The organism is Ramlibacter sp. G4-7 (assembly GCF_057784995.1).
Window position 1 is genome coordinate 34983 of sequence record NZ_JBYNTT010000006.1, and the last position, 24777, is coordinate 59759.

Annotated in this window: 28 protein-coding genes and 1 pseudogene; 19 read left to right on the forward strand and 10 right to left on the reverse strand. The window is 68.3% G+C overall.

Going from position 1 to position 24777, the window contains the following annotated elements:
* Nucleotides 1-52: 52 nt before the first annotated feature.
* On the reverse strand, nucleotides 53-418 hold the full coding sequence (clpS, locus tag AC3EGR_RS09885) for an ATP-dependent Clp protease adapter ClpS (protein WP_488546502.1): 366 nt from the start codon (nucleotides 416-418) through the stop codon (nucleotides 53-55).
* A gap of 232 nt (nucleotides 419-650) precedes the next feature.
* Between clpS and AC3EGR_RS09890 the strand changes: the two are divergent.
* A pseudogene (locus AC3EGR_RS09890) lies at nucleotides 651-848 on the forward strand (cold-shock protein); the annotation flags it as partial.
* 212 nt (nucleotides 849-1060) lie between these two features.
* Here the strand turns inward: AC3EGR_RS09890 and AC3EGR_RS09895 are convergent.
* The 3 genes from AC3EGR_RS09895 to icd form a co-directional block, all read right to left on the reverse strand.
* Nucleotides 1061-1783 (reverse strand): RT0821/Lpp0805 family surface protein, encoded by a 723-nt coding sequence (locus AC3EGR_RS09895; protein ID WP_488546307.1) that lies wholly within the window; start codon nucleotides 1781-1783, stop codon nucleotides 1061-1063.
* Between the two features lie 186 nt (nucleotides 1784-1969).
* Nucleotides 1970-4207, reverse strand: coding sequence for an NADP-dependent isocitrate dehydrogenase (locus AC3EGR_RS09900; protein WP_488546308.1), 2238 nt, complete (start codon nucleotides 4205-4207; stop codon nucleotides 1970-1972).
* Nucleotides 4208-4376: 169 nt separating this feature from the next.
* Nucleotides 4377-5633 (reverse strand): NADP-dependent isocitrate dehydrogenase, encoded by a 1257-nt coding sequence (icd, locus tag AC3EGR_RS09905; RefSeq protein ID WP_488546309.1) that lies wholly within the window; start codon nucleotides 5631-5633, stop codon nucleotides 4377-4379.
* 205 nt (nucleotides 5634-5838) lie between these two features.
* On the opposite strand from icd, the gene AC3EGR_RS09910 reads away from it, so the two are divergent.
* The 3 genes from AC3EGR_RS09910 to AC3EGR_RS09920 all read left to right on the forward strand — a co-directional run bounded on the left by AC3EGR_RS09910 (nucleotide 5839) and on the right by AC3EGR_RS09920 (nucleotide 7054).
* Nucleotides 5839-6144 (forward strand): hypothetical protein, encoded by a 306-nt coding sequence (locus AC3EGR_RS09910; protein WP_488546310.1) that lies wholly within the window; start codon nucleotides 5839-5841, stop codon nucleotides 6142-6144.
* Nucleotides 6145-6312: 168 nt separating this feature from the next.
* The gene (locus AC3EGR_RS09915; protein ID WP_488546311.1) at nucleotides 6313-6549 is read left to right on the forward strand and encodes a hypothetical protein; all 237 of its coding nucleotides are present in this window, start codon (nucleotides 6313-6315) and stop codon (nucleotides 6547-6549) included.
* A gap of 70 nt (nucleotides 6550-6619) precedes the next feature.
* Nucleotides 6620-7054, forward strand: a complete 435-nt coding sequence (locus tag AC3EGR_RS09920) for a DUF192 domain-containing protein (protein ID WP_488546312.1) — start codon at nucleotides 6620-6622, stop codon at nucleotides 7052-7054.
* Nucleotides 7055-7109: 55 nt separating this feature from the next.
* Here the strand turns inward: AC3EGR_RS09920 and AC3EGR_RS09925 are convergent, their stop codons facing one another.
* Both AC3EGR_RS09925 and xseA read right to left on the reverse strand, forming a co-directional pair.
* Nucleotides 7110-7691: a superoxide dismutase gene (locus tag AC3EGR_RS09925; protein ID WP_488546313.1), complete on the reverse strand. Its 582-nt coding sequence runs from the start codon at nucleotides 7689-7691 to the stop codon at nucleotides 7110-7112.
* 38 nt (nucleotides 7692-7729) lie between these two features.
* Complete coding sequence (gene xseA, locus AC3EGR_RS09930) at nucleotides 7730-9037, reverse strand: exodeoxyribonuclease VII large subunit (RefSeq protein ID WP_488546314.1); 1308 nt, start codon at nucleotides 9035-9037, stop codon at nucleotides 7730-7732.
* 369 nt (nucleotides 9038-9406) lie between these two features.
* Between xseA and AC3EGR_RS09935 the strand changes: the two genes are divergently transcribed.
* The 6 genes from AC3EGR_RS09935 (at nucleotide 9407) to adk (ending at nucleotide 13189) form a co-directional block, all read left to right on the forward strand.
* Entirely contained in the window at nucleotides 9407-10039 is a 633-nt protein-coding gene (locus tag AC3EGR_RS09935; protein WP_488546315.1) for a MotA/TolQ/ExbB proton channel family protein, read from the forward strand.
* Nucleotides 10036-10464, forward strand: a complete 429-nt coding sequence (locus AC3EGR_RS09940; RefSeq protein ID WP_488546316.1) for an ExbD/TolR family protein — start codon at nucleotides 10036-10038, stop codon at nucleotides 10462-10464. The genes AC3EGR_RS09935 and AC3EGR_RS09940 overlap by 4 nt, the downstream gene beginning before the upstream one ends.
* Nucleotides 10461-11411: a tetraacyldisaccharide 4'-kinase gene (gene lpxK, locus AC3EGR_RS09945; RefSeq protein ID WP_488546317.1), complete on the forward strand. Its 951-nt coding sequence runs from the start codon at nucleotides 10461-10463 to the stop codon at nucleotides 11409-11411. The genes AC3EGR_RS09940 and lpxK overlap by 4 nt, the downstream gene beginning before the upstream one ends.
* A gap of 7 nt (nucleotides 11412-11418) precedes the next feature.
* Entirely contained in the window at nucleotides 11419-11625 is a 207-nt protein-coding gene (locus AC3EGR_RS09950; protein WP_488546318.1) for a Trm112 family protein, read from the forward strand.
* Nucleotides 11626-11629: 4 nt separating this feature from the next.
* On the forward strand, nucleotides 11630-12391 hold the full coding sequence (gene kdsB / locus AC3EGR_RS09955; protein ID WP_488546319.1) for a 3-deoxy-manno-octulosonate cytidylyltransferase: 762 nt from the start codon (nucleotides 11630-11632) through the stop codon (nucleotides 12389-12391).
* Between the two features lie 132 nt (nucleotides 12392-12523).
* On the forward strand, nucleotides 12524-13189 hold the full coding sequence (gene adk, locus AC3EGR_RS09960; RefSeq protein ID WP_488546320.1) for an adenylate kinase: 666 nt from the start codon (nucleotides 12524-12526) through the stop codon (nucleotides 13187-13189).
* On the opposite strand, the gene AC3EGR_RS09965 is transcribed toward adk, so the two are convergent.
* From AC3EGR_RS09965 to AC3EGR_RS09975, 3 genes are read right to left on the reverse strand one after another with little or no spacing between them, the layout of a single operon-like run.
* The gene (locus tag AC3EGR_RS09965) at nucleotides 13190-13654 is read right to left on the reverse strand and encodes a DUF6152 family protein (protein ID WP_488546321.1); all 465 of its coding nucleotides are present in this window, start codon (nucleotides 13652-13654) and stop codon (nucleotides 13190-13192) included.
* Between the two features lie 8 nt (nucleotides 13655-13662).
* On the reverse strand, nucleotides 13663-14082 hold the full coding sequence (locus tag AC3EGR_RS09970; RefSeq protein WP_488546322.1) for a hypothetical protein: 420 nt from the start codon (nucleotides 14080-14082) through the stop codon (nucleotides 13663-13665).
* Nucleotides 14082-15017 (reverse strand): asparaginase, encoded by a 936-nt coding sequence (locus AC3EGR_RS09975; protein ID WP_488546323.1) that lies wholly within the window; start codon nucleotides 15015-15017, stop codon nucleotides 14082-14084. The genes AC3EGR_RS09970 and AC3EGR_RS09975 overlap by 1 nt, the downstream gene beginning before the upstream one ends.
* A gap of 81 nt (nucleotides 15018-15098) precedes the next feature.
* Between AC3EGR_RS09975 and lexA the strand changes: the two genes are divergently transcribed.
* Nucleotides 15099-15770, forward strand: coding sequence for a transcriptional repressor LexA (lexA, locus tag AC3EGR_RS09980; RefSeq protein ID WP_488546324.1), 672 nt, complete (start codon nucleotides 15099-15101; stop codon nucleotides 15768-15770).
* A 113-nt stretch (nucleotides 15771-15883) separates the two neighbouring features.
* Nucleotides 15884-16192, forward strand: a complete 309-nt coding sequence (locus AC3EGR_RS09985; protein ID WP_488546325.1) for a hypothetical protein — start codon at nucleotides 15884-15886, stop codon at nucleotides 16190-16192.
* Between the two features lie 4 nt (nucleotides 16193-16196).
* Here AC3EGR_RS09985 and AC3EGR_RS09990 read toward each other — a convergent pair whose 3' ends face one another.
* Nucleotides 16197-16712 carry a DUF1993 domain-containing protein gene (locus AC3EGR_RS09990; protein ID WP_488546326.1) on the reverse strand — a complete coding sequence of 172 codons (516 nt, stop codon included), beginning with the start codon at nucleotides 16710-16712 and terminating at the stop codon, nucleotides 16197-16199.
* 94 nt (nucleotides 16713-16806) lie between these two features.
* Here AC3EGR_RS09990 and AC3EGR_RS09995 point away from each other — a divergent pair, with 94 nt between their 5' ends.
* The 7 genes from AC3EGR_RS09995 to AC3EGR_RS10025 all read left to right on the forward strand — a co-directional run bounded on the left by AC3EGR_RS09995 (nucleotide 16807) and on the right by AC3EGR_RS10025 (nucleotide 24732).
* Nucleotides 16807-17814, forward strand: a complete 1008-nt coding sequence (locus tag AC3EGR_RS09995) for a D-2-hydroxyacid dehydrogenase family protein (protein WP_488546327.1) — start codon at nucleotides 16807-16809, stop codon at nucleotides 17812-17814.
* 29 nt (nucleotides 17815-17843) lie between these two features.
* The gene (locus tag AC3EGR_RS10000) at nucleotides 17844-19064 is read left to right on the forward strand and encodes an MFS transporter (protein WP_488546328.1); all 1221 of its coding nucleotides are present in this window, start codon (nucleotides 17844-17846) and stop codon (nucleotides 19062-19064) included.
* 88 nt (nucleotides 19065-19152) lie between these two features.
* Nucleotides 19153-20673 (forward strand): 3-hydroxyacyl-CoA dehydrogenase, encoded by a 1521-nt coding sequence (locus tag AC3EGR_RS10005; protein ID WP_488546329.1) that lies wholly within the window; start codon nucleotides 19153-19155, stop codon nucleotides 20671-20673.
* 2 nt (nucleotides 20674-20675) lie between these two features.
* The gene (locus AC3EGR_RS10010) at nucleotides 20676-21455 is read left to right on the forward strand and encodes an oxepin-CoA hydrolase, alternative type (RefSeq protein WP_488546330.1); all 780 of its coding nucleotides are present in this window, start codon (nucleotides 20676-20678) and stop codon (nucleotides 21453-21455) included.
* A 99-nt stretch (nucleotides 21456-21554) separates the two neighbouring features.
* Nucleotides 21555-22274: a Crp/Fnr family transcriptional regulator gene (locus AC3EGR_RS10015; protein WP_488546331.1), complete on the forward strand. Its 720-nt coding sequence runs from the start codon at nucleotides 21555-21557 to the stop codon at nucleotides 22272-22274.
* A gap of 46 nt (nucleotides 22275-22320) precedes the next feature.
* The gene (locus AC3EGR_RS10020) at nucleotides 22321-23427 is read left to right on the forward strand and encodes a phosphotransferase (protein ID WP_488546332.1); all 1107 of its coding nucleotides are present in this window, start codon (nucleotides 22321-22323) and stop codon (nucleotides 23425-23427) included.
* A gap of 30 nt (nucleotides 23428-23457) precedes the next feature.
* A complete protein-coding gene (locus AC3EGR_RS10025) occupies nucleotides 23458-24732 on the forward strand; it encodes an acyl-CoA dehydrogenase family protein (RefSeq protein WP_488546333.1) in 1275 nt (424 codons plus the stop codon).
* The last annotated feature ends 45 nt before the right edge of the window (nucleotides 24733-24777 follow it).

Here is a 24777-nt window from a genome sequence, read left to right on the forward strand (position 1 = left end):
TTCCTTGTGCCTGTCGTTCAAAACGTTTTCTACTTCCTCTGAGCCCGGTCCTTTACACCGGTTCACTCAAACATTGCAGGGGGTGGCCCGCCTGGCGGGCGGCCTCCTGGACTTGCTGGACCTTCGTGGCCGCGACATCGCGGGAATACACCCCGCAGATGCCTTTGCCGTCCAGATGGATCTTCAGCATGATCTGGGTAGCCGTCTCGCGATCCTTGTTGAAAAACTCCTGAATCACCACCACCACGAACTCCATGGGCGTGTAGTCGTCGTTCAGCATGACGACCTGGTACATCTGCGGAGGTTTGGTCTTCTGGGTTTTGCGCTCCGCCACCACAGACCCGCCGTCATCGTCCGACGGCCGGATGACGGGACCGGCCGGAGGAGGAGTAGGTGTCTGACTGGCCATGAAATTCATTCTATCGACGGGAAACAGCACCCGCCGACCCTAGGTGAATTGGTGACGGTCCCGTCACATTCAAGCGACAAGCCCGACCCGATAGCCATTTCCTACACCGAAGGCGCGCGCTGCCGAGCAGGACGCCGGAATCGGCGCGAAACTGGCTGCCACTAAGTGAAAATATTGACAGTTGAGCGGTTCTCAAGGACACTCGCGCGCTCCGAGGGAACAAAGAGTAGGGGCGCGCATCATGGCGACCGGCACAGTCAAGTGGTTCAACGACGCCAAGGGGTTCGGATTCATCGAACCGGATGGCGGCGGCTCCGATGTCTTCGCCCATTTTTCGGCGATCGCCATGGATGGCTTCAAGACGCTCAAGCAGGGCTCGCGCGTCAGCTTCGACATCCAGCAGGGGCCCAAGGGCCAACTTGCGCAGAACATCCAGGCCCAGCCTGGCCCGATCCAGACGCAGCCCTCAGCCAGCGAACGCCCCCCGCGCCAGCCCAAGGTGCGAGCGCCGCAGTTCCATGCGGCCGGCGGCCACGGCAGCGACCACGCACAGAAGTGAGCCGGGGCAGCGCGCCCGTGCGCTGAAGTCCATCCCGCCCCCCGGCCGGGACGCAGGCCAGAAAAAAGCCGCCCGAGGGCGGCTTTGCTGCTTCAGGCGGCGACCCATACGCCATCGCCGCGCCGGCAGGCCGTGCCGTTGCTGCGCTGCGTCCCGTAGGGCCCGCGCACTTCCACGGTGTAGGGGCGGCAGTAGCTGCCCTGGCGCATGACGGCCTTGGCCGGCACCACGACGTAGGTCGAAGGTCCTTCGACCCACTGGACCCGGTGGTTCACGGGGGCCACTTCGAGCACCTGGCCGACGCAGGCCTGGTTGCCCGCGTCCATCCTGCGGCCCACGTCACCGCCGACCAGGACGCCGGCGATGGCGCCGCCGATGGTGGCGGCGGTGCGGCCGTTGCCCTTGCCGATCTGGCTGCCCAGCGCGCCGCCGACGACGCCGCCCAGCACCTGGCCCACGGTCTCGCTATTGCAGTAGCTCGCGCCGGAGACCACGCGCTGCGGCGGCTGGTACTGCGGCACGTAGGTCACCTCGTTGCGCTCGCGGTGCATCCACGGCGGGTACACGTACACGACCTGCGGCTGCGGCTGCGGTGCCGGGACCACGACGACGCGCTCGGGGGCCCTGCACTTGCGCTTTTCCTCGTACTCGCCGTGCTTCCACTTGCGTTCCACCTTGCAGTTGCCGTCCCAGTACTCTTCCTTCTTTCCATGCCCGTGGCCATGGCCATGGCCATGGCCATGATGGTCGTCGTCTGCGCGCACGGCCGGCGCGGCGAGCACGGCGGCGGCGGCCAGGAGGATCAAGCTACGCATGCGTCCCAACTTTCTCGAGTGATACCGACGCAACGGTAGCTGCGCGGGGCGCATGCACGGGCAGGTGCAACGAAACGCACGCCGGACGGCCGTGCAGGAACGCACAGGCGGCGACGCGCACGTTGCGCCCGTGCAAAAGAAAAAAGCCGCCCGCGGGCGGCTTTTTTCCTCGCGTGCGCGGGGGCGTCAGCCCTGCACGGACGCCAGTGCGGCGTTGAAGGTCTGGCTGGGACGCATCACCGCGGTGACCTTCTTGCGGTCCGGGAAGTAGTAGCCGCCGATGTCCGCCGGCTTGCCCTGCACCGCATTGAGCTCGTCGACGATCTTTTTCTCGTTGTCGGCGAGCGTCCTGGCCAGGGGCGCGAAGCGCTTGGCGAGTTCCGCATCGTCGGTCTGGGCCGCCAGGGCCTGCGCCCAGTACAGCGTGAGGTAGAACTGGCTGCCGCGGTTATCGAGCTGCCCGGTCTTGGGCGACGGGCCCTTGTTGTTGTCCAGCAGCTTGCCCGTGGCCGCATCCAGCGCGTCGGCAATGATCTTGGCCTTCTTGTTGCCCGTCTTGAGGCCCTCGTCCTCCAGGCTCACCGCCAGCGCGAGGAACTCGCCCAGCGAGTCCCAGCGCAGGTGGTTCTCTTCCACCAGCTGCTGCACGTGCTTGGGCGCCGAGCCGCCGGCACCCGTCTCGTACATGCCGCCGCCGGCCATCAGGGGCACGATGGACAGCATCTTGGCGCTGGTGCCCAGCTCCATGATCGGGAACAGGTCGGTCAGGTAGTCACGCAGGATGTTGCCGGTGACGCTGATGGTGTCCTTGCCGCGGATCACGCGCTCGAGCGTGAAGCGCATGGCGCGGGTCTGGCTCATCACCTGGATGTCCAGGCCCGTGGTGTCGTGGTCCTTCAGGTACAGGGCGACCTTCTTGCGGATCTCCGCCTCGTGCGGGCGGTAGTTGTCCAGCCAGAACACCGCCGGCATGCCAGAGTTGCGGGCGCGGGTGACGGCCAGCTTGACCCAGTCGCGGATCGCGGCGTCCTTGGTCTGGCACATGCGCCAGATGTCGCCCTGCTCCACGTTCTGCGTCATCAGCACCTCGCCGGTGGCGAGGTCGGTGATGTTGGCCACGCCGTCCTCCGGGATCTCGAAGGTCTTGTCGTGCGAGCCGTATTCCTCGGCCTGCTGCGCCATCAGGCCCACGTTGGGCACCGTGCCCATGGTCCTGGGATCGAAGGCGCCGTGCCACTTGCAGAAGTTGATGATCTCCTGGTAGATGCGGGCGAAGGTCGACTCGGGGATGACCGCCTTGACTTCCTTCAGGCGGCCGTCGGCGCCGTACATCTTGCCGCCCTGGCGGATCATCGCCGGCATCGAAGCGTCGACGATGACGTCGTTGGGCGAGTGGAAATTGGTGATGCCCTTCGCCGAATCCACCATCGCCAGCGCGGGGCGATTCTCCAGGCAGGCGTGCAGGTCGCGCTTGATCTCGTCCTGCTGCGACTGCGGCAGCGCCGCGATCTTGTCGTACAGGTTGGCCATGCCGTTGTTCACGTTCACGCCCAGCTCGTCGAACAGCTTGCCGTGCTTCTCGAACGCTTCCTTGTAGAAGGCGCGCACGCAGTGGCCGAACACGATGGGGTGCGAGACCTTCATCATCGTGGCCTTGACGTGCAGCGAGAACATCACGCCGGTGTTCTTGGCGTCCTCGATCTGCTTCTCGTAGAAGGCGATCAGGGCCTTCTTGCTCATGAACATCGAATCGATGATCTCGCCTTCGAGCAGCGAAACCTTGGGCTTGAGCACCATCGTCTTGCCGGACTTGGTGATCAGCTCCATCTTCACGTCGCGCGCGCGGTCCAGCGTCATGGACTTCTCGCTGGCGTAGAAGTCGCCGCCGACCATGTGCGAGACGTGCGTGCGCGACGCGGGGCTCCATTCGGCCATGCTGTGCGGGTTCTTGCGCGCGTACTCCTTCACCGCCTTGGGGGCGCGGCGATCGGAGTTGCCTTCGCGCAGCACGGGGTTGACGGCGGAGCCCAGCACCTTGGCGTAGCGCTGGCGGATGGCCTTCTCCTCGTCGGTCTTCGGCGCTTCCGGATACTCGGGGACCATGTAGCCACGCGAGCGCAGTTCGCGGATCGCGGCGACCAGCTGGTTCTGCGAGGCGCTGATGTTCGGCAGCTTGATGATGTTGGCATCGGGCTGCAGCGTCTTCTTGCCCAGTTCCGCCAGGGAGTTGGACACCTTCTGGTCGTCCTTCAGGAACTCCGGGAACTCGCCGAGGATCCGGTTGGCCACGGAGATGTCGCTCTCCACCACCTCGATGCCGGCCGCGGCGGCGAAGGCGCGGACGATGGGCAGGAAGGAGTGCGTCGCCAGGTACGGCGCTTCGTCGGTCAGCGTGTAGATGATCTTGGAACGGTCGGCAGCCAAGGGGATGTCTCTCAGGAAGGTTGGGGGAAGTCGGCGGGCGCCACGATGCGACCGATCATTTTACGCTGTGGAACCTGGCCCCTCCCCGGGATGGAAAAAGCCGCCCGTGGGCGGCTGTCATGTCCTCCCCGTGGCGGGGCCCGGCTCCCGCCTGCGCGGGACCGCCCGGTCACATGTTGTCGATCATCACCTGCCCGAAACCGGAGCAGCTCACCTGCGTCGCGCCATCCATGAGCCGCGCGAAGTCGTAGGTGACTTTCTTCGACTGGATCGCCTTTTCGAGCGAGCTGATGATCAGGTCGGCCGCCTTCGTCCAGCCCATGTGGCGCAACATCATTTCGGCCGAGAGGATCTCGGAGCCGGGATTGACATAGTCCTTGCCTGCGTATTTCGGCGCCGTGCCATGGGTGGCCTCGAACATCGCGACCGAGTCGCTGAGGTTGGCGCCCGGGGCGATGCCGATGCCGCCGACCTGCGCGGCGAGCGCGTCGGAGATGTAGTCGCCGTTGAGGTTCAGCGTGGCCACCACGCTGTACTCCGCGGGCCTGAGCAGGATCTGCTGCAGGAAGGCGTCGGCGATCGCGTCCTTGACGATGATGTCGCGGCCGGTCCTGGGGTTCTTGAACTTGCACCAGGGCCCGCCGTCGATCTCCACGGCGCCGAACTCCTTCTTCGCCAGGGCGTAGCCCCAGTCGCGAAAGCCCCCTTCGGTGAACTTCATGATGTTGCCCTTGTGCACCAGCGTGACCGAAGGCTTGTCGTTGTCGATCGCGTACTGCAAGGCCTTGCGCACCAGGCGCTCGGTGCCCTCGATGGACACCGGCTTGATGCCGATCGCCGAGGTTTCGGGAAAGCGGATCTTGTTGACCCCCATCTCCTTGACCAGGAAGGCGATGAGCTTCTTCGCCTTCTCGCCCTGCGCCTCGTACTCGATGCCCGCGTAGATGTCCTCCGAGTTCTCGCGGAAGATCACCATCCGGGTCTTCTCCGGTTCCTTCAGCGGCGACGGCACGCCCTTGAAGTACTGGATGGGGCGCAGGCAGACGTACAGGTCCAGCTCCTGGCGCAGTGCCACGTTCAGCGAGCGGATGCCGCCCCCCACCGGCGTGGTCAGCGGGCCCTTGATCGACACGACGTACTCGCGCGCGGCCTCCAGCGTTTCGTCCGGCAGCCACACGTCCGGTCCGTACACCTTGGTGGCCTTCTCGCCGGCGTACATCTCCATCCACTGGATCTTCTTGCTGCCGCCGTAGGCCTTCTCCACGGCGGCGTCCACCACCTTGAGCATCACCGGCGTGATGTCGACCCCGGTGCCGTCGCCCTCGATGTACGGGATGATCGGCTGGTCCGGCACGTTCAGCGACGTGTCGGCGTTGACGGTGATCTTCTGGCCCTGCGAGGGAACCTTGATGTGCTGGTAAGCCATGGCGAAAGCTCCGGGAGGGGAAGGAAAGATCGGCCCGTGCGGCGGGCAGCCCGGGCGGGCCGGCAAATTCTAGCCGCCGGGCAGCCGCAATCGCGTTCGCGGGCCGTGCGCGAAGGGCCCTGTCAACCGGCGCCCGCACTGCCGCGTTGCCGAGGTGTCTGACATTTTCGTTAGGCATTTCCAAAACGATCCCGAAGGAAACACCATGACCAAGATCCTCGCTGCCCTGATCGCCGGCCTGTTCTCCGCTGCCGTCTTCGCCCAAGCCACGCCCGCCACGCCCGCGACGCCGGCCGCTCCCGCCGCCAAGGCGGAAGCCAAGGCTGCCAAGGCCGAAGTGAAGGCCGAGAAGGCCGAGAAGACCGCCGTCAAGGCCGAAGCCAAGGCCGAGAAGGCCGAAGCGAAGGCCGACAAGGCCGAAAAGGCCGTCGCCAAGACCGAGAAGAAGGCCAAGGTCGCCAAGAAGGACACCAAGAAGGCCGATGCCAAGAAGGAAGAGAAGAAGTCGTAATCCGGCGTCTTCCCTCCGTGGATGCAAGGGCCGCCTTCGGGCGGCCCTTGTCTTTGGGGGGTGGGCAAACCCTCGCGTGTCAACGCGCGCCGGGCACCTGCCGTTACGGATGGGCCGCCCCGCGCCGGGTGTGCGCACCACCCTGGAACCACATCGAAAGGATTTTCCATGAGCAAGCTGCTCGCCGCCCTGGTTGCCTCCCTGTTCGCGGTCTCCACCGCGTTCGCCGCCTCCCACGTCGGTGCCCCGATGGCGGGCGCGTCGGCCGCCAAGACCGAAGCCAAGGCCGAAGCCAAGACGGAAAAGAAGGACGCCAAGGCCGACAAGAAGTCGACCAAGAAGTCCAAGAAGACCGCCACGAAGGGCGAGAAGAAGGAAGACAAGAAGGAAGAGAAGAAGAGCTGAGCCAGGGCTCGCTCCCGCCTCGTGATGCCCGCGCCAGCGGGCATTTCTCGTTCCGCCCGACAATAGTGCCATGAAGAAGTTTCTTGCCCTCGCCGCCGCCGTGCTCGCGTTGAACGCGTTTGCCCAGGAAGCGCAGATGAATCTGCCGCGGGTGAAGCTCAACGCCGGCATGCACGTCATCGACGCTCAGGTCGCCACCACGAACGACCAGCGCATGACCGGCCTCATGTTCCGCCAGGAGATGCCCCAGCACGAAGGCATGCTCTTCGTCTTCGAGCAGCCGTCGCAGCAGTGCTTCTGGATGAAGAACACGCTGCTGCCGCTGGCCATCGCGTTCGTCGCCGACGACGGCACCATCGTCAACATCGAGGAGATGAAGGCGCAGACGCTGGACTCGCACTGCTCCAGCAAGCCCGTGCGCTACGTGCTGGAGATGAACACCGGCTGGTTCAGCAAGCGCGGGATCAAGGCGGGCACGCGCCTGGCGGGGCCGCCATTCAAGTGATACGAAGAAAAAAAGGGCCGCGCGAGCGGCCCTTTCGCATTGCGCGCGCTTCGCCTCAGCCGAAGTTCTTCGCGGCGAAGTCCCAGTTCACCAGCTTGTCCAGATAGGTCTCGACGAACTTGGGGCGCAGGTTGCGGTAGTCGATGTAGTACGCGTGCTCCCACACGTCCACGGTCAGCAGCGCCTTGTCGGCGGTGGTGAGCGGCGTGCCGGCCGCACCGGTGTTGACGATGTCCACCGAGCCGTCCGGCTTCTTCACCAGCCAGGTCCAGCCCGAGCCGAAGTTGCCGACGGCGGACTTCACGAACGCTTCGCGGAAGGCCTGGTAGCTGCCCCACTTGTTGTTGATCGCCTGCGCCACGGCGCCGGTGGCTTCGCCGCCGCCCTGCGGCTTCATGCAGTTCCAGAAGAAGGTGTGGTTCCAGACCTGGGCGGAGTTGTTGTAGATCGCGCCCGAGGACTTGCGGACGATGTCCTCCAGGGACATGTTCTCGAACTCGGTGCCCTTCTGCAGGTTGTTCAGGTTGGTGACGTAGGCCTGGTGGTGCTTGCCATGGTGGTACTCGAGCGTCTCGCGCGAGTAGTGCGGCGCCAGCGCGTCGATCGGGTACGGCAGGGGGGGCAGGACGTGTTCCATCTTCTTCCTCGGTGGGTTTGTGGTCTGAACGGCTGATTCTAGGGACGATTCTGCGCGGCAGGCGCGAGCACCCGCAGATCAACCTCGCCATCGGCAAGGGCGGCGCGCAGGTGCTGGCCTGCGTGCGCATGCTGCGCGCTGGTAACGGGTTGTCCGGATGCGGCGTCGGTCAGCAAGGCATAGCCCCGCTGCAGCACCAGTCGCGGGTCGAGCAGCTGCAGCCGCATTTCAAGCCGCTCGCACTGCCGGCCCGCGCGCTCCAGCCGCGCTGTGCTGCCGCCGCGCAGGCGCTCGCGCGCCGCGAGCAGCTCGTCGTGCGCGCGGCGCGCGCGATCCGCCAGCGCGAAGCGCAGCCGCTGCGCCTGCCGCTCGATGCGCAGGTGTTGCTGGGCGGTGCGCGAGGAAGGCCGGCCCAGGTGGGCGGCGGCCTGGTCGAGGCGCTGGCTGGCGCGGTCGAGCCGGCGCAGGGCGGCTTCGCGCAGCCGGTCGTGCATCATGCCCAGCGCCGCCAGCCAGGTCTCCTGCGGCTGCGCGGCGAGTTCGGCCGCGGCCGTCGGCGTCGGCGCGCGCACGTCGGCGCAGAAGTCGGCGATGGTGAAGTCGGTCTCGTGACCCACGCCGCTCACGAGCGGCACCGGGCTGGCGACGATGGTGCGCGCCACCTGTTCGTCGTTGAAGGCCCACAGGTCCTCGATGGAGCCGCCGCCTCGCACCAGCAGGATCACGTCGATGGTGCCGCGCTCGGCGACGCGGTACAAGGATCGCAGGCCCGCCACCAGTTCCGCCGGTGCCTGCGCGCCCTGCACCGCCGCCGGCGCGAGCACCACCGGAACGTGCGGCGCGCGCCGCCGCAGGCAGGTCACCACGTCGTGCAGCGCCGCGGCACCGAGCGAGGTGACGATGCCGATGCCCTTGGGCAGCAGGGGCAGCTCGCGCTTGCGCGCGGCGTCGAAGAGGCCCTCCGCCTCCAGCTTGGCCTTGAGGCGCAGGAACTGCTCGAACAGCGCGCCCTGCCCGGCACGCCGCAGGCTCTCGACGACCAGCTGCAGGTCGCCCCGCTGTTCGTACACGCCGAGTCGTCCCGTGGCCTCGACGAGTTCGCCGTCACGCGGGACGAAATCCAGCAGGCTGGCGGAGCGCCTGAACATGGCGCAGCGCACCTGGCCCTGCGCGTCCTTCAGCCCGAAGTAGCAATGGCCGCTGGCTGCGCGGGAGAAGCCGGTGATCTCGCCGCGCACGGCCACCGGATTGAAGCGCGCTTCCAGCGCGTCGGCCACTGCGCGGCACAGGGCGCCCACCGTCCAGACACGGCGCGCGGCGCCGCCCGGCCCTCCGTCCGTCAGCAAACCTCCGCCCTCTCAGGGAAAACCCGGTGGAAATCCATCCACAGCGCCTTGAAAGCAGCGGGAAGCCGCCCCGCGCCCGCGCGGATGCTGATTTCTCGGAGCAAGTCCTTGATTCCAAAGGAGATTTTCCTGCTCATTTCGTCATCGTTCTGTCACGGTGCAGCATGGGTGCGGGCTGGCGGTCTGGGGACTGGGCTTTCTCAACAAAGTTATCCACAACTTTTGTGAGTGTCGTCCTACGGCCACGGCGTCATGTCCTACGCGCCTGAGGGCGAATCCTACAGTGGCGCCGTCCCTCATAATCCGCGGCAAGCGAGCGCACGACGGCGCCGTTTTCAGCAGTAAGAGCCCCCGGCGGAGGACCCCCGTTTGTTTTCGATCATACAAGCCGCAGGCTGGCCGATCTGGCCGCTGGTTGCCTGCTCCATCCTTGCGCTCGCCCTCATCATCGAACGTTTCCTGAGCCTGAAGGCCGCGAAGATCGCCCCGCCGCGCCTGCTGGACGAAGCCCTGGCCGTGTCGCGCACCTCGGTGCCCGCGCCCGACGTGGTCCGCCAGCTCGAGCAGAACTCCGCGCTCGGCGAAGTCCTCGCCAGCGGCTTCCGCGCGCTGAACTCCGACCCGCGCTGCACCGAAGCCGACCTGCGCGCCAACATGGAAAACGTCGGCCGCGCCGTCGCGCATCGGCTGGAGCGCTACCTGAATGCACTCGCCACCATCGCGTCCGCCGCGCCGCTGCTGGGCCTGCTGGGCACGGTCATCGGCATGATCGAAATCTTCGGTTCGCAGAGTCCGGCCGGCGGCGCCACGGGCGGCAACCCGGCGCAGCTCGCGCATGGCATCTCGGTGGCGCTCTACAACACGGCCTTCGGCCTGATCGTCGCGATTCCCGCCCTGATCTTCTGGCGCTACTTCCGGGGCCGCGTCGACGCCTACCTGCTCACGCTGGAACTGGCCGCCGAACGCTTCGCGCGTCACCTGAACCACCTGCGCAGGGCATGAACTTCCGTCCCCGCGCCAAGGAAGAACCGGAGATCAACCTGATCCCGTTCATCGACGTGCTGCTGGTGGTGCTGATCTTCCTGATGCTGACCACCACGTACAGCAAGTTCACGGAGATGCAGCTGAAGCTGCCGGTCGCCGACGCCGATGCGCAGCGCGACTACCCCCGCGAAGTGGTCGTCGCCGTGTCGGCCGACGGGCGCTACATGGTCAACAAGCTTCCGGTGAATGGCCGCAATGCGGAAACGCTCGCGCCCTCGATCGCGGATGCGGCCAAGGCCGGCAAGGACGCGGTGGTGATCATCACCGCCGACGCGACCGCGTCGCACCAGTCCGTGATCACGGTGATGGAGGCGGCCCGGCGCGTGGGCCTGTCGCAGATCACCTTCGCCACCCAGTCTTCGGCGGCGGCCGGCGCCAAGTGAGCGCGCTGCAGCGCGCGTGGCTGCGCCGCGGCGCGGTCGCACGGCTGCTCTATCCCCTGTCCCTCCTGTACCGCGCGCTGGTCGCCCTGGACCGGGCGCTGCGCCGGCCCGAGCGCCTGCCGGTGCCCGTGATCGTCGTGGGCAACGTCGTCGCGGGCGGCGCGGGCAAGACACCCGTGGTGCTCGCCGTGCTGGAACACCTCGCGCAGCGCGGCATCGCCGCGGGCGTGGTATCGCGCGGCTATGGCCGCAGCGGCGATGCCTGCCTGGAGGTGCAGCCCGGCGACGAGGCCGCGCGCACGGGGGACGAGCCGCTGCTGCTTCGCCGGCGTTCCGGCGCTCCCGTCTTCGTGGCGCGCCGGCGCGCCGACGCGGCACGCGCGCTGCTGCGTGCGTATCCCGCGACGCGTGTCATCGTGAGCGACGATGGCCTGCAGCACCACGCGTTGCACCGCGACCTGGAGCTGTGCGTGTTCGACGAGCGCGGCACCGGCAACGGCTGGCTGCTGCCCGCCGGGCCCTTGCGCGAGTCCTGGCCGCGGCCGGTCGACCTGGTGCTCGCGCACGGGCGCCCGCAAGGCATCGAGGCCTATCCGATGGAGCGCGCGCTGGCGGATTTCGCGATCCGTGCCGACGGCACGCGCAAGGCGCTCGCAGAGCTTCGCGGCGGCCCGGTGCATGCGATCGCAGGCATCGCCAACCCCGAAGTGTTCTTCCGCATGCTGCGCGATGCCGGCGTGGCGCCCGCGCAGACCCATCCCCTGCCCGACCACCACGCGTTCGCCGACGGGCCGCTCTTGCCGGCCGACGCGGTCCTGGTGTGCACCGAAAAGGATGCGGTGAAACTCTGGCGCACGCGGCCCGATGCCTGGGCCGTGCCTCTGCAGGTCACCATCCCGGCCGCCTTCTGGCAGGCCTTCGATGGGCTGCTGGACGCGCGGCTATGATCGCGCCATGGATTCGCGCCTCCTCGAGCTGCTGGTGTGCCCCGTGACCAAGGGGCCGCTCGACTACGACCGCGAGCGCCAGGAGCTGCTGTCGCGCAGCGCCCGCCTCGCCTATCCCATCCGCGACGGCATCCCCGTCCTGCTCGAGGAAGAGGCGCGCACGCTGTCCGACGACGAACTGGAGCGCCTGCCCGCGCGCACCCCGCTCGTCTAGCGCGATGCGCTTCACCGTCCTGATCCCGGCGCGGCTGGCCTCCACCCGCCTGCCCGACAAGCCGCTCGCCGACATCGCGGGCCTGCCCATGGTCGTGCGCGTCGCGCAGCGCGCGGAACAGTCCGGCGCTGCACAGGTCGTGGTCGCGGCCGACAGCCCGCGCGTGGCCGACGCCTGCAGCCGCCACGGCGTGCGTGCCGTGCTCACGCGCGCCGACCACCCTTCCGGCAGCGACCGGCTCGCCGAAGCCTGTCACCTGCTGGGGCTGGAGCAGGACGACGTGGTGGTCAACGTCCAGGGCGACGAGCCGCTGATCGACCCTGCCCTCATCGACGCCGTCGCCGAACTGCTGGAAACGCGTCCCCAGGCGAGCATGAGCACGGCGGCGCATGCGATCGCCAGCGTCGAGGAGTTCCGCAACCCCAACGTGGTGAAGGTGGTGCTGCAGGCCGACGGCCTGGCCATGTACTTCAGCCGTGCGCCCATCCCCTGGTGGCGCGACGGATTCGCGGCGGGCATCACTGCCCTGCCCGAGCCCGCACCACTGCGCCACGTCGGCATCTACGGCTACCGCGCGGGATTCCTGCGTGCTTTCCCCGGCCTGCCGCAAGCGCCGGTGGAAACCTGCGAGGCGCTGGAGCAGATGCGCGCTCTCTGGCATGGCCACCGCATCGCGGTGCACGTGAGCGATGTGGCACCGGGCCCGGGCGTCGACACGCCCGAGGACCTGGAGCGCGTACGCCGCCATTTCTCCTCTGGCCGATAAGCCGCGCGCACTCGCGGCAGTAAGTTCCACGCAGGGGGTGCGTGCTATCCTCTGCAGCAACAGGTGCGACGGCCGCGCGGGAGGCGCCGGCCAGCAGTGCCGGAGCGAATCCAAAACTTCCGAGGACCCCCGATGAGACTGATCCTGTTGGGCGCGCCAGGCGCCGGAAAAGGAACACAGGCCACCTTTCTCTGCCAGAAATACGGCATCCCGCAGATCTCGACGGGTGACATGCTCCGCGCCGCCGTGAAGGCGGGTACGCCGCTGGGGCTCGCGGCGAAGAAGGTGATGGATTCCGGGGCGCTGGTCAGCGACGAGATCATCATCGGCCTGGTCAAGGAGCGCCTGGCGCAGCCGGACTGCGTGCGCGGCTTCCTGTTCGACGGCTTTCCGCGCACCCTGCCGCAGGCCGACGCGATGAAGAACGCGGGCGTGAAGATCGACTGCGTGCTGGAGATCGACGTGCCCTTCCAGCAGATCGTGGATCGCATGAGCGGCCGCCGCTCGCATCCCGCCTCCGGCCGCACCTACCACGTGAAGTTCAACCCGCCCAAGGTGGAGGGCAAGGACGACGTCACCGGCGAACCGCTGATCCAGCGCGACGACGACCGCGAAGAGACCGTGCTCAAGCGGCTCGAGGTCTACGCCGCGCAGACCCGGCCGCTGGTGGACTATTACACCAACTGGGCCAAGTCCGATCCGCAGAATGCGCCGAAGGTGCGCCGGATCGATGGGCTCGGCAGCGTCGAAGAGATCACCGCCCGCGCGCTTACCGCGCTCGCCGACTGCGGCGCCTGATCAGGCCGGGCTGGAACGCAGCCCGTAGGCCTTGCCGTCCACGTAGAGATACTCCGCGCGCAGCACGGCCTCCTTGTCGCCCTGCAAGGTGTAGCCGAGCACGCCGACCGTCGCGCCCACCTTCACCGGCGTGATGCGCCACGATTCCATCCGCGTCAGCGGCGCCAGCTCGATCGTCCAGCGGCGGTCCTTGCGCGCGGGCGCGGTGGCGCGTGCCAGCAAGGCCTTGCCGTCGACCGGAGCCGATTGCGCGGGGATCTCGCGCGTGGCCAGGTCACCGGGCACCTTGTAATCGGGCGGCAGTTCCACTTCCAGCTCCACGTGCGGGTTGTGCCAGCGCACGGCGACCACCCGGCCCTGGACGAACAGGGGCCGGTCCTGGTCGAAGCTGCTCCAGCCATGGTGCGCGCGGGCGGCGAGAGGCCACGCGAGCGCGGCCAGCAGACAGGTACGGCGGGTCGTCATAGGCGGTCCTAACGGTAGGCGATCCAGCGGCCGCAGGCGAGCACGGACAGCCAGATCAGGGTGGAGAGCACGAGCTGGGCGCGCGCGGCGGTGTCGCAGCGCGCGATCGAGCCGCGGCGGTGGAACCAGGCTGCATTGCACCCCGCCGCGAGAATCAACGCCATCTTCAGGGTGAAGGCGCGGTTGGCGAGCAGTTCGGTCGGCTGGCTCGCGAACATCAGCGCACCGCTGCCGGCGGCCAGGGCGAAACCGGAGACCGCAATGCCCAGCGCCAGCCGCGCAAGGGGCTGGACCGGCAGGGCCACCCCGCTGCCGAAGGCGCGCAGCTCGAGCAGCACGAGGTTGCCCAGCAGCAGCGCGATACCGAAGATGTGGATCATCTCCAGCACGGGGTACGCCCAGGCGTGCGACTGCAGGCCCGCGAACATCAGGCCATCAGCTCCAGCAGCAAGGCGATGCGGGCCTTGACCGGCGACAGGCCCTCGGCCGCCGGCAGGCGGCTGCCCGCATGCGGCACGATGCGCCCGAAGGGACAGCGCGTCGCGCGCCGCACCGCCACGCCCGCGGCTTGCGCACGCAGCAGCGCGTCTTCCAACGCGTGGTGCACGGTTCCGTTGCCGGTCGCCGCGACGACCAGCCCTGCGACGCCGTCGCGCACCAGCGCGTCCACCATGGCGCCACCGGCGCCGGCGTGGCTGGTCACGATCTCCACGCGCGGCCACCCCTCGGCCGCGGCGAGCGCGGCTACGGCCCGCGCTGGTGTTCCGCCAGGCCACGGACGGAGCACGCGCAGCCGCCCTTCTTCGACGAAGGCCAGCGGTCCGCCGTCGCCGGAGGAAAACGCATCGAGGCGGTAAGGGTGCACCTTCTGGACGTCCGCGTGACCGTGCACGGTGCCGGCGAAGAGCACGCACACGCCGCTCGCCCCGGGCCAGGCCGCGACCACGAGCGCGTCCGTGAGGTTCTGCGGCCCGTCGGGCGCCGCGGAGCTGGCTGGCCGCATGGCGCCGGTCAGCACCACCGGCTTGGCCGGGGCGAGCAGCGACTGCAGGAAGAACGCGGTCTCCTCCATCGTATCGGTGCCATGCGTGACCACGAGGCCGGCGACGTCCTGTTGCGCCAGCCAGTAGGCGCAGCGCTGCGCCAGGCTGCGCCACACCGCGAAGTCCATGTCCTTGCTGTCGACGTTCGCGACTTGTTCCGCCTGCAGCGTGCACCCTGCAGGCACCGGCACGTCCGCGAGCAGGTCCGCCACCGCGAGCTCGCCAGCCTGGTAGCCGACGTTGTCCGAGGACGATCGGGCGCGGCCCGCTATGGTGCCGCCGGTGCCCAGTACCACGATTCTTCGCTGGCTCACTTGCATTCCCCGCGAAACTGTTCAAAAATACAGATACTGGATATCAACACAGTAACCCTCCCGCCGCAGCCCCAGGAGCCCGCGTTCATGGAAACACCGAAGCTGACGCCCCGCCAGCAACAGATTCTGGACCTGATCCAGAGCGCCATCGCGCGCACCGGCGCACCGCCCACGCGCGCCGAGATCGCTGCCGAACTCGGGTTCAAGTCCGCCAACGCGGCCGAGGAGCACCTGCAGGCCCTGGCGCGCAAGGGCGTCATCGAGCTCGTGAGCGGCACCTCGCGCGGCATCCGGCTCCAGAGCGATGCGCTGCGGTCCATCCACGAGTCGCGCATCAAGCAGTTCCAGCTGCCGCTGCAAGGCCTCGCGCAACTCGCCTTGCCGCTGGTGGGCCGCGTGGCCGCCGGCTCGCCCATCCTGGCGCAGGAACACGTCGACCAGACCTACTACGTCGAGAGCGGCCTGTTCCAGCGCCGGCCCGACTACCTGCTGAAGGTGCGCGGCATGTCCATGCGCGACGCCGGCATCATGGACGGCGACCTGCTCGCGGTGCAGTCCACCCGCGACGCGAAGAACGGCCAGATCATCGTCGCGCGCCTGGGCGACGATGTCACGGTCAAACGCTTCCGCCGCAACAAGCACCTCATCGAACTCCATGCGGAGAACCCGGACTACCCGACCATCGTCGTGGAGCCGGGCGAGCCCTTCGAGGTGGAGGGCGTGGCCGTCGGCCTCATCCGCAACACCATGCTCATGTAACCCCCCGCGGTGTCCGCAGGTGGCAGGCGTATGGCGAGGCATCGCCATCACCCTGCGGCCGCCGCATGTCCAGACCAATCCTGCCTGTGCCCTCGTCTACAAGGAGCTGTCACATGGCAAATGCATTCACCGTCCCGCTCGCCAACCTGTTCGCCTCGCTGCAGGCGCTGCTGGCCTGCCTTGCACCGCGACGCCGAGGCACCGCACGCGCTGCCGATCGCCCGCCGGCACAGCGCCCCGTCGCCGCGAAGGTCACGCCGCTGCGCGTCGTGCGCGTGGTCGAGCCCAGCGCGGCGCGCGCCGATGCCGGGCGCATGGTGATCTCCGGCCGCCTGGCCGACGTCTGTGCAGAGCTGGACCGGCTCGCCGCGCTGGAAGCCGGCAACGAGGCCGGCCTGCCACGGGCCGTGGGCTGGCGTTGACGGCTCAGCGTTGCGCGCCCACCAGGTAATCCTGCTTGCCGATGTCCACGCCGTTGTGCCGGAGGATGGCGTAAGCCGTGGTCACATGGAAGAAGAAATTCGGCAGCACCCAGGTCGTCAGGTAGGCCTGCGCCGTCATGGTGCGGGTCTTCTCGCGCCCGATGGGAAAGGTGATTTCCTTGTCTTCGGTGCCGTCCAGCTTGCTCGCGGGGACGGTCGCCAGGAAGTCCAGCGTCTTCTGGATGCGGGCCTTCAGCTCGGCGAAGGTGGTCTCGGTATCGTCGAACTTCGGCGCCTCGATGCCGGCGATGCGCGCCACACCCAGCTTGGGGCCGTCGCAGGCGATCAGGATCTGGCGGGTGAACGGCAGCATGTCGGGAGCAAGCCGGGCGCCGGCCAGCACCGACGGGTCGAACTTGCGGGCCTCGGCGCTCGCCTCGCCCTTGTCGAGGAGGTGGCTCAGGTTGCGCAGCATGTGCTGGAACACCGGCACGCTGGCCGAGTACATGGATAAGGGCATGGAACAGGTCTCCTGGGGTCGAAAAGCACGGATGCTAGCGCCGCCGCGGCCGGCGCGCCGCGGACCGCACGGCAGCCGAGGCACAATCGAGGGAATGAACATCGTCATTCTCGATGACTACCAGGACGCGGTACGCAAGCTCCAGTGCGCGTCCAAGCTGGAAGCCTACCCCGCCAAGGTCTTCACCAACACCGTCAAGGGCATCGGCCAACTCTCGGTGCGCCTGCGCGACGCGGACGTGATCGTGTTGATCCGGGAGCGCAGCGCCATCACGCGGCAACTCGTGGAGAAGCTTCCGCGGCTCAAGCTGATCTCCCAGACCGGGCGCGTCGGCGCCCACATCGACATCGAGGCCTGCACCGAGCGCGGCATCGCGGTGGCCGAGGGCGTGGGCTCTCCCATCGCGCCGGCGGAACTCACCTGGGCGCTGATCATGACGGCGGTGCGCCGGCTGCCGCAGTACATCAGCAGCCTCAAGCACGGTGCCTGGCAGCAGTCGGGGATGAAATCCGCGTCCATGCCGGCCAACTTCGGCGTCGGCACGGTGCTGCGTAGCAAGACCCTGGGCATCTGGGGCTACGGCAAGATCGGCCAGCTGGTGGCCGGCTACGGCAAGGCCTTCGGCATGCGCGTGCAGGTCTGGGGCAGCCCCGAGTCGCGCGCCCGCGCCGAGGCGGACGGCCTGTCGGCCGCGCCCAGCCGGGAGTCCCTGTTCACCGACAGCGACGTGCTCAGCCTGCACCTGCGCCTGAACGAGGACACCTTCGGCATCGTCAAGCTGGAGGACCTCAACCGGATGAAGCCCACGGCGCTGATCGTCAACACCTCGCGCGCCGAACTCGTCGAGCCCGAGGCGCTGATCGCCGCGCTGAACCGCGGCCGCCCCGGCATGGCGGCGATCGACGTGTTCGAGAGCGAACCGATCCTGCAGGGCCACGCCCTGCTGCGCCTGGAAAACTGCATCTGCACGCCGCACATCGGCTACGTGGAACAGGAAAGCTACGAGCTGTATTTCGGCGCCGCTTTCGACAACGTCGTCAACTACATCCGGGGCACGCCGACGAACATCGTGAACCCGGGCGCGCTGCAGGTACGTCGCTAGGGGCGATGACGAAATGACAAGATGAGGGAATGACTGCCAGCACGCCCGAAGTCGTTCCGTCATCGACGCGCAGCAAGGTCAGTCCGTCGGCACGGCCGGAGGCCCTGCCCGCCGTGCTCTGGCCGATGCTGTTCGGCAACTTCGTGATCGGCACCGGGGTGATGGCGGTACCGGGCACCCTGAACGAGATCAGCTCCAACCTGTCCGTGTCGGTGGCGACCGCCGGCCAGCTGATCTCGGCGGGCGCCGTCCTCATGTGCGTCGGCGCGCCCCTGTGCGCGGCGCTCGTCGCCGGCTGGGACCGCCGCCGGCTGCTCGCCTTGTCCATGCTCTGGTACGCGCTGCTGCACCTGGCGTGCGCGTTCGCGCCCAGTTTCGCCGCGCTGCTGGCCCTGCGCGTGCTTGCGCTGCTGGCCCCGGCGATCTTCACGCCGCAGGCGGCCGCCTGCGTGGGCCTGCTGGTGCCGCCGCAACAGCGGGGCCGCGCCATCACCTTCATCTTCGTCGGCTGGTCGGTCGCGTCGGTGCTGGGGATGCCGATCGCCGCCTATGTCGGCGGCACGGTGGGTTGGCGGGCCGCCTTCGGCGTCGTCGCCGCCCTGAGCCTCGCCAGCGCCCTGTGGGTGTGGGTGGCGATGCCCGACGGGGTCACGCCGCCGGCCTTGTCGCGCGCCGCCTGGGCCGAGACCTTCCGCTCGCGCGCCCTCATGACGACGGTGCTGGTCACCGTGCTCTATGCGGGCGGGCAGTTCGTGCTGTTCTCCTACTTCGCGCCCTACTTCAGGCAGAAGCTGGGCGTCACGCCGGGTGCGCTGAGCCTGTTCTTCATGTGGTTCGGTGCCTTCGGCCTGCTGGGCAACATGCTCATGGCGCGCTACATCGACCGCATCGGCGCGCCGCGGGCGATCATGGCCGGCATCGCCCTCATGGCGGCGAGCATGCTGCTGTTCCCACTGGGCACCACCCTGTGGCTTGCTGCCATCGTGAGCATCCCCTGGGCGCTGGGCTGCTTCTCGTCGAATTCGGCGCAGCAGGCCCGCCTCGTCGGCATCGCGCCCGGGCTCGCCGCCGCCTCGGTGGCGCTGAACTCCTCGGCGATGTATGCGGGCCAGGCCCTGGGCGCCTCCACCGGCGGCTGGCTCATCGAAGGGCCGGGGATGGACGCGCTGCACTGGGCGGGCCTCGCCGGACTGCTGGCCGCCATGGCCGCCAGCGCACTGGCCACGCACTACACGCGCCGCGGCGTCTGAAGCGTCGGCGCCATCGCCATCCGGCACGGCTGGGTTCGCGAAACAAGTTTCACCATGAAGCCCTGCGGCGGGCACCGATAATCGCCCGATGCAGACCCGTTACAAGACGATAGGCGTGGCCGGGGCCGGCGCCATGGGCCGCGGCATCGCACAGATCGCCGCGCAGGCCGGCAGTACCGTCAAGCTGTACGACACGCAGCCCGAAGCGGTGCAGCGGGCGATCCAGGAACTCGGCACCCAGTGGGACCGACTGCGCGAGAAAGGGCGGATGGACGATGCCGCGGTGCGGGCCGCCAAGGAACGCCTGCAGCCGGCGACCTCGCTGCAGGACCTGGCCGACTGCGAAATGGTGGTCGAGGCCATCGTCGAGCGGCTGGACGTCAAGCGATCGCTGTTCGGCCAGCTCGAAGGCATCGTCGCAGCCGACGCGGTGCTCGCCACCAACACCTCCTCCCTTTCCGTCACCGCCATCGCCGCCGGCCTGCAACGGCCGCAGCGGTTCGCCGGTTATCACTTCTTCAATCCGGTGCCCCTGATGAAGGTGGTGGAGGTCATCGCCGGCCTCAAGACCGATCCGGCCGTCTGCGAAGGCCTCACGGCCTACGCGCGCCAGATGGGACACACGCCTGTGCAGGCGCAGGACACCCCCGGCTTCATCGTCAACCACGCCGGCCGCGGCTACAACACGGAGGCCTTGCGCATCGCCAGCGAAGGCGTGGCCGACTTCGCCACCATCGATCGCATCCTGCGCGACCAGGTGGGCTTCCGGCTCGGCCCCTTCGAGCTGATGGACCTCACCGGCCTGGACGTGTCGCATCCGGTGATGGAGTCGGTCTACCGCCAGTACTACGACGAGCCCCGCTACCGGCCCACCGTGATCACCGCGCAGCGCGTGGCCGGCAACGTGCTGGGCCGCAAGACCGGCGAAGGCTTCTACCGCTACGTCGACGGGAAGCCGCAGGTCGCGGCGGAGCCGGCCGTGCCGAAGGTGGAGGAGATGCCGCCCGTGTGGGTTTCGACGCGCGCGGCGCGCCGCTCCGAGCTCCTGCAGCTGCTCAAGGATCTCGGCGCCACCATCGAGACCGGGCAGTCGCCCTCGATGCAGGCGCTGACGATCGTCGCTCCGCTGGGCTTCGACGTGACGACGGTCGCCGTCGTCGAGCGGCTCGATCCCGCGCGCACCGTGGGCATCGACCTGCTGATCGAGGACGCCGCCACCAAGCGCCGCGTGCTCGCCACCAACCCCGCGACGCGCGAGGACATGCGCGACGCCGCGCACGCCCTGTTCGCGCGCGACGGCAAGGCGGTAAGCGTGATCCGCGATTCCGGCGGCTTCGTCACCCAGCGCGTCGTCGCCACCATCGTCAACATCGCCTGCGACATCTGCCAGCAGCGCATCTGCTCGCCGCAGGACCTGGAGACCGCCGTCACGCTGGGCCTGGGCTATCCCATGGGGCCGCTGGCCATGGGCAACCGCTGGGGCCCCACCAACGTGCTGGAAGTGCTGTTCAACCTGCAGACCGTCTACGGCGACCCGCGCTACCGCCCCAGCCCCTGGCTGCGCCGCCGCGGCGCGATCGGGCTGTCGCTGCTGCAGGAAGAGTCCTGAACATGGCTGCCGAACTGAAAAGCGCCAGCGAGGGCCGCACCATGGTCCTCACCATCAGCAACCCCGATCACCGCAACGCGCTCGGGCCGGAGATCTACGCCGCGGGCGTGGAGGCGCTCAACGCCGCCGACAGCAATCCCGAGGTGCGCAGCGTGGTGATCACGGGCGCGGGCAGCACCTTCTGCGCCGGAGGCAACCTGCAGCGCCTGCTCGACAACCGGGCCCGGCCGCCGGAGGTGCAGGCGCAGTCCATCGAAGGCCTCCATGGCTGGATCGAGGCGATCCGCGCCTTCCCCAAGCCGGTCATCGCCGCGGTCGAAGGCGCGGCAGCCGGCGCCGGCTTCTCGCTGGCGCTGGCGTGCGACTTCATCGTCGCGGCGGACAACGCGGTCTTCGTCATGGCCTACAGCAACGTTGCCCTCTCGCCCGACGGCGGCGGCACCTGGTCGCTGGCGCGCGCCCTGCCCCGGCCCGTGGTGAGCGAGCTGCTCATGTGCGGCGAACGCATGGGCAGCGCGCGCCTGCAACAGCTCGGGCTGGTCAACCGGGTGACGCCCGTCGGCGGCGCGCTGGAAGAAGCACTCGCGCTGGCGGCCAGGCTCAACGAGCGCGCACCCAATGCGCTGGCCAGCATCAAGGAACTGCTCAACGAGGCGCCGCAGGCGACGCTGGTGCAGCAACTCGCCAGCGAGCGCGAGCACTTCGTGCGCAACCTGCACCACGCCAACGGCGGCATCGGTATCCAGGCCTTCCTCGCCAAGCAGCCGCCCCGGTACCCCTGAGGGTTATTGCAGGGCGACGCTCAGGTGACAACCCTGAGCGAGCGCCGCCGTCCCGCGCGCGACAATGGCGCGCAGTGCCAGTCGCTCACAAGACAGACCATGGACGACCCGATTCTTACCATTGAGGAACGCGCCGCGATCAACAGCGGGCGCTGGTTCTCCTCCCTGTCCCCCTCGCTGCGCCACGACATCCTGCGATGCGCCTTCGTCAAACGCTTCAAGGATGGCGACCTGATCTGCGCCCGGGGCGACCCGGCCGAATTCTGGAGCGCCGTGGCGCGCGGTTCGGTGCGGGTGAGCTCGACCTCGATCACCGGCAAGCAGGTGACGCTGCAGTACGTGGAGCCGGGCATCTGGTTCGGCGACGTGGCGATGTTCGACGGCGAGCGGCGCACCCACGATGCCTACGCGCATGGCGACACCACGATGCTGATGGTGTCGCGCGCGGACCTGCAAAAGATCCTGGCGCAGCACGTGGAGCTGTACGAGGCGCTGCTGCGGCTGCAGGCGCGGCGCATCCGCCAGCTGTTCGGCCTGGTGGAGGACCTGAACACCCTGCCCCTGCGCGCGCGCCTGGCCAAGCAGCTGGCGCACCTGGCGCGCAGCTACGGCGTGCCGTCGCTGGCCAATGGCGGCGAGGTGCGCATCGGCCTGCAGCTGGCGCAGGAGGAACTCGCGCACCTGCTGGGCGCGTCGCGCCAGCGCGTGAACCAGGAACTCAAGCAGATGGAGCGCGAGGAAGTGATCCGCATCGAGCCCGGCGGGCTGGTGGTGCGCGACCGCGAAGCCCTGCTGCGCATCGTCGAGGCCGACAACTGACGCGCAGCGTCATCCCTGCGCAAGCGGGGATCCAATGGAACTCCCCATGAGCGACAACTTCGAGCATTTCGTCGGCACCCGGCCCGTCACCGGAAAGCACGCCTTCGACACCGAGGCCCTCTCTACCTGGCTGCAGGAGAATCTCGACGGCTTCCGCGGCCCGCTGGGCGTGGAGATGTTCAAGGGCGGGCAGTCGAATCCCACGTACAAGCTGGTCACGCCGCAGCGGACCTACGTCATGCGCTCCAAGCCAGGGCCGGTCGCCAAGCTGCTGCCTTCGGCGCACGCCATCGAGCGCGAGTTCGCCGTGATGCGTGGCCTGCATGGCACCGGCGTGCCGGTCCCGCGCATGTTCGTGCTGTGCGAGGACGAGTCCGTGATCGGCCGGGCCTTCTACGTCATGGAGTTCATGGAAGGCCGCGTGCTGTGGGACCAGGCCCTGCCCGGCATGACGCAGGCGCAGCGCGGCGAGATCTACGACGAGATGAACCGCGTCATCGCGGCGCTGCACACGGTGAACTTCGCCGAACGCGGGCTGGCGAACTATGGCAAGCCCGGCAACTACTTCGACCGCCAGATCGGCCGCTGGAGCAAGCAGTACAAGGCCTCGGCGGATGGCGCCGGCCCCATGAGCCAGCCCATCCCCGAGATGGAGAAGCTGGTCGAGTGGCTGCCCGCGCACATTCCGCCCGCCGCGCGCGACGAGAGCAAGGTGTCGATCGTGCACGGCGACTACCGCCTGGACAACCTGATGTTCCATGCGAGCGAGCCGCGCGTCATTGCGGTCCTGGATTGGGAACTGTCCACCCTGGGCCACCCGCTGGCCGACTTCAGCTACCACTGCATGGCCTTCCACATCCCGCACGGGTCCTTCCGCGGCATCGGCGGCCTGGACCTCGCGGGCCTGGGCATTCCTGGCGAGGACGAGTACATGCGCCGCTACTGCGACCGCACCGGCCTGGCCACCGTCGCCGACCTGAAGGCCGACTGGAACTTCTACCTGGCCTACAACATGTTCCGCATCGCCGCCATCCTGCAGGGCATCGCCAAGCGCGTGGAGGCCGGCACGGCCTCCAGCACCCAGGCGGTCGCTTCCGGCAAGAGCGCGCGGCCGATGGCCGAACTCGCCTGGACCTTCGCGCAGAAGGCCTGATCCCTTTCTCCATCCCCGGGAGAACGACGCATGGACTTCGACTACTCCGCCAAGACCAAGGAACTCCAGGGCCGCCTGCAGAAGTTCATGGAGGAGCACGTCTACCCGAACGAGAAGACCTGCAAGGAGCAGTTGCAGGCCAACACCGAGGCGGGCAAGCGCTGGACGCCGCTGCCGGTGATCGAGGCGCTCAAGCCCAAGGCACGGGCTGCGGGCCTGTGGAACCTGTTCCTGCCGGTGGACACGGCGGAGGCCTCCGGCTACACCGGGGCCGGCCTGACCAACCAGGAGTACGCGCCGCTGGCCGAGATCATGGGACGCGTGCCGTGGGCCAGCGAGGTGTTCAACTGCTCGGCGCCAGACACCGGCAACATGGAAACCATCGCCCGCTACGGGTCCGACGAGATCAAGGCCAGGTGGCTCAAGCCGCTGCTCGATGGCGAGATCCGCTCCGCCTTCGCGATGACCGAGCCGGAAGTCGCCTCCTCGGACGCGACCAACATCGAGACGCGGATCGAGCGCCAGGGCGACTCGTACGTGATCAACGGCCACAAGTGGTGGATCTCCGGTGCGGCGGACCCACGCTGCAAGGTCTTCATCACCATGGGCAAGACCGACCCGGAGGCGCCGCGGCACTCGCAGCAGAGCATGATCGTGGTGCCCGCCGACACGCCCGGCATCCGCATCGTCCGGCCGCTGAGTGTCTTCGGGTACGACGACGCGCCGCACGGCCACGTCGAGATGTACTTCGAGAACGTGAAGGTGCCGGCGGGCAACATCCTGCTGGGCGAAGGCCGCGGCTTCGAGATCGCGCAGGGCCGCCTGGGGCCCGGGCGCATCCACCACTGCATGCGCCTGGTCGGCCTGGCGGAGCGCGCGCTGGAGCTGATGTGCCGCCGTTCGCTGTCACGTGTCGCCTTCGGCAAGGCCATCGCGCAGCAGACCGTGACGCAGGAGCGCATCGCCGAGGCGCGCTGCAAGATCGACATGGCGCGGCTGCTGACGCTCAAGGCCGCGTGGATCATGGACATGGCGGGCAACAAGGTCGCCAGGACCGAGATCGCCATGATCAAGGTGGTCGCGCCCACGATGGCCTGCCAGGTGATCGATTGGGCGATGCAGGCCCACGGCGGCGGCGGCGTCTCCGACGACTTCCCGCTCGCGAGCGCCTATGCCGGCGCACGTACCCTGCGCTTCGCCGACGGCCCGGACGAGGTGCACCGCAACGCGATCGCCAAGTGGGAGCTGGGGAAGTACGGCAGCTACGGGAAGGATTTCGCCGTTCCGATCACGCGCGGGTCCTGATCGTTCCGTGATTCCGGCGCAGGCGGGAACGCAAGACATCCAAAA

Coding starts and splice junctions, on each gene's coding strand:
- clpS (WP_488546502.1), bottom strand. CDS start 418: ATGAATTTCATGGCCAGTCAGACACCTACTCCTCCTCCGGCCGGTCCC.
- AC3EGR_RS09895 (WP_488546307.1), bottom strand. CDS start 1,783: ATGCGTAGCTTGATCCTCCTGGCCGCCGCCGCCGTGCTCGCCGCGCCG.
- icd (WP_488546309.1), bottom strand. CDS start 5,633: ATGGCTTACCAGCACATCAAGGTTCCCTCGCAGGGCCAGAAGATCACC.
- AC3EGR_RS09910 (WP_488546310.1), top strand. CDS start 5,839: ATGACCAAGATCCTCGCTGCCCTGATCGCCGGCCTGTTCTCCGCTGCC.
- AC3EGR_RS09915 (WP_488546311.1), top strand. CDS start 6,313: ATGAGCAAGCTGCTCGCCGCCCTGGTTGCCTCCCTGTTCGCGGTCTCC.
- AC3EGR_RS09920 (WP_488546312.1), top strand. CDS start 6,620: ATGAAGAAGTTTCTTGCCCTCGCCGCCGCCGTGCTCGCGTTGAACGCG.
- AC3EGR_RS09925 (WP_488546313.1), bottom strand. CDS start 7,691: ATGGAACACGTCCTGCCCCCCCTGCCGTACCCGATCGACGCGCTGGCG.
- AC3EGR_RS09940 (WP_488546316.1), top strand. CDS start 10,036: ATGAACTTCCGTCCCCGCGCCAAGGAAGAACCGGAGATCAACCTGATC.
- AC3EGR_RS09950 (WP_488546318.1), top strand. CDS start 11,419: ATGGATTCGCGCCTCCTCGAGCTGCTGGTGTGCCCCGTGACCAAGGGG.
- kdsB (WP_488546319.1), top strand. CDS start 11,630: ATGCGCTTCACCGTCCTGATCCCGGCGCGGCTGGCCTCCACCCGCCTG.
- adk (WP_488546320.1), top strand. CDS start 12,524: ATGAGACTGATCCTGTTGGGCGCGCCAGGCGCCGGAAAAGGAACACAG.
- AC3EGR_RS09965 (WP_488546321.1), bottom strand. CDS start 13,654: ATGACGACCCGCCGTACCTGTCTGCTGGCCGCGCTCGCGTGGCCTCTC.
- AC3EGR_RS09970 (WP_488546322.1), bottom strand. CDS start 14,082: ATGTTCGCGGGCCTGCAGTCGCACGCCTGGGCGTACCCCGTGCTGGAG.
- AC3EGR_RS09975 (WP_488546323.1), bottom strand. CDS start 15,017: ATGCAAGTGAGCCAGCGAAGAATCGTGGTACTGGGCACCGGCGGCACC.
- lexA (WP_488546324.1), top strand. CDS start 15,099: ATGGAAACACCGAAGCTGACGCCCCGCCAGCAACAGATTCTGGACCTG.
- AC3EGR_RS09985 (WP_488546325.1), top strand. CDS start 15,884: ATGGCAAATGCATTCACCGTCCCGCTCGCCAACCTGTTCGCCTCGCTG.
- AC3EGR_RS09990 (WP_488546326.1), bottom strand. CDS start 16,712: ATGCCCTTATCCATGTACTCGGCCAGCGTGCCGGTGTTCCAGCACATG.
- AC3EGR_RS09995 (WP_488546327.1), top strand. CDS start 16,807: ATGAACATCGTCATTCTCGATGACTACCAGGACGCGGTACGCAAGCTC.
- AC3EGR_RS10000 (WP_488546328.1), top strand. CDS start 17,844: ATGACTGCCAGCACGCCCGAAGTCGTTCCGTCATCGACGCGCAGCAAG.
- AC3EGR_RS10005 (WP_488546329.1), top strand. CDS start 19,153: ATGCAGACCCGTTACAAGACGATAGGCGTGGCCGGGGCCGGCGCCATG.
- AC3EGR_RS10010 (WP_488546330.1), top strand. CDS start 20,676: ATGGCTGCCGAACTGAAAAGCGCCAGCGAGGGCCGCACCATGGTCCTC.
- AC3EGR_RS10015 (WP_488546331.1), top strand. CDS start 21,555: ATGGACGACCCGATTCTTACCATTGAGGAACGCGCCGCGATCAACAGC.
- AC3EGR_RS10020 (WP_488546332.1), top strand. CDS start 22,321: ATGAGCGACAACTTCGAGCATTTCGTCGGCACCCGGCCCGTCACCGGA.
- AC3EGR_RS10025 (WP_488546333.1), top strand. CDS start 23,458: ATGGACTTCGACTACTCCGCCAAGACCAAGGAACTCCAGGGCCGCCTG.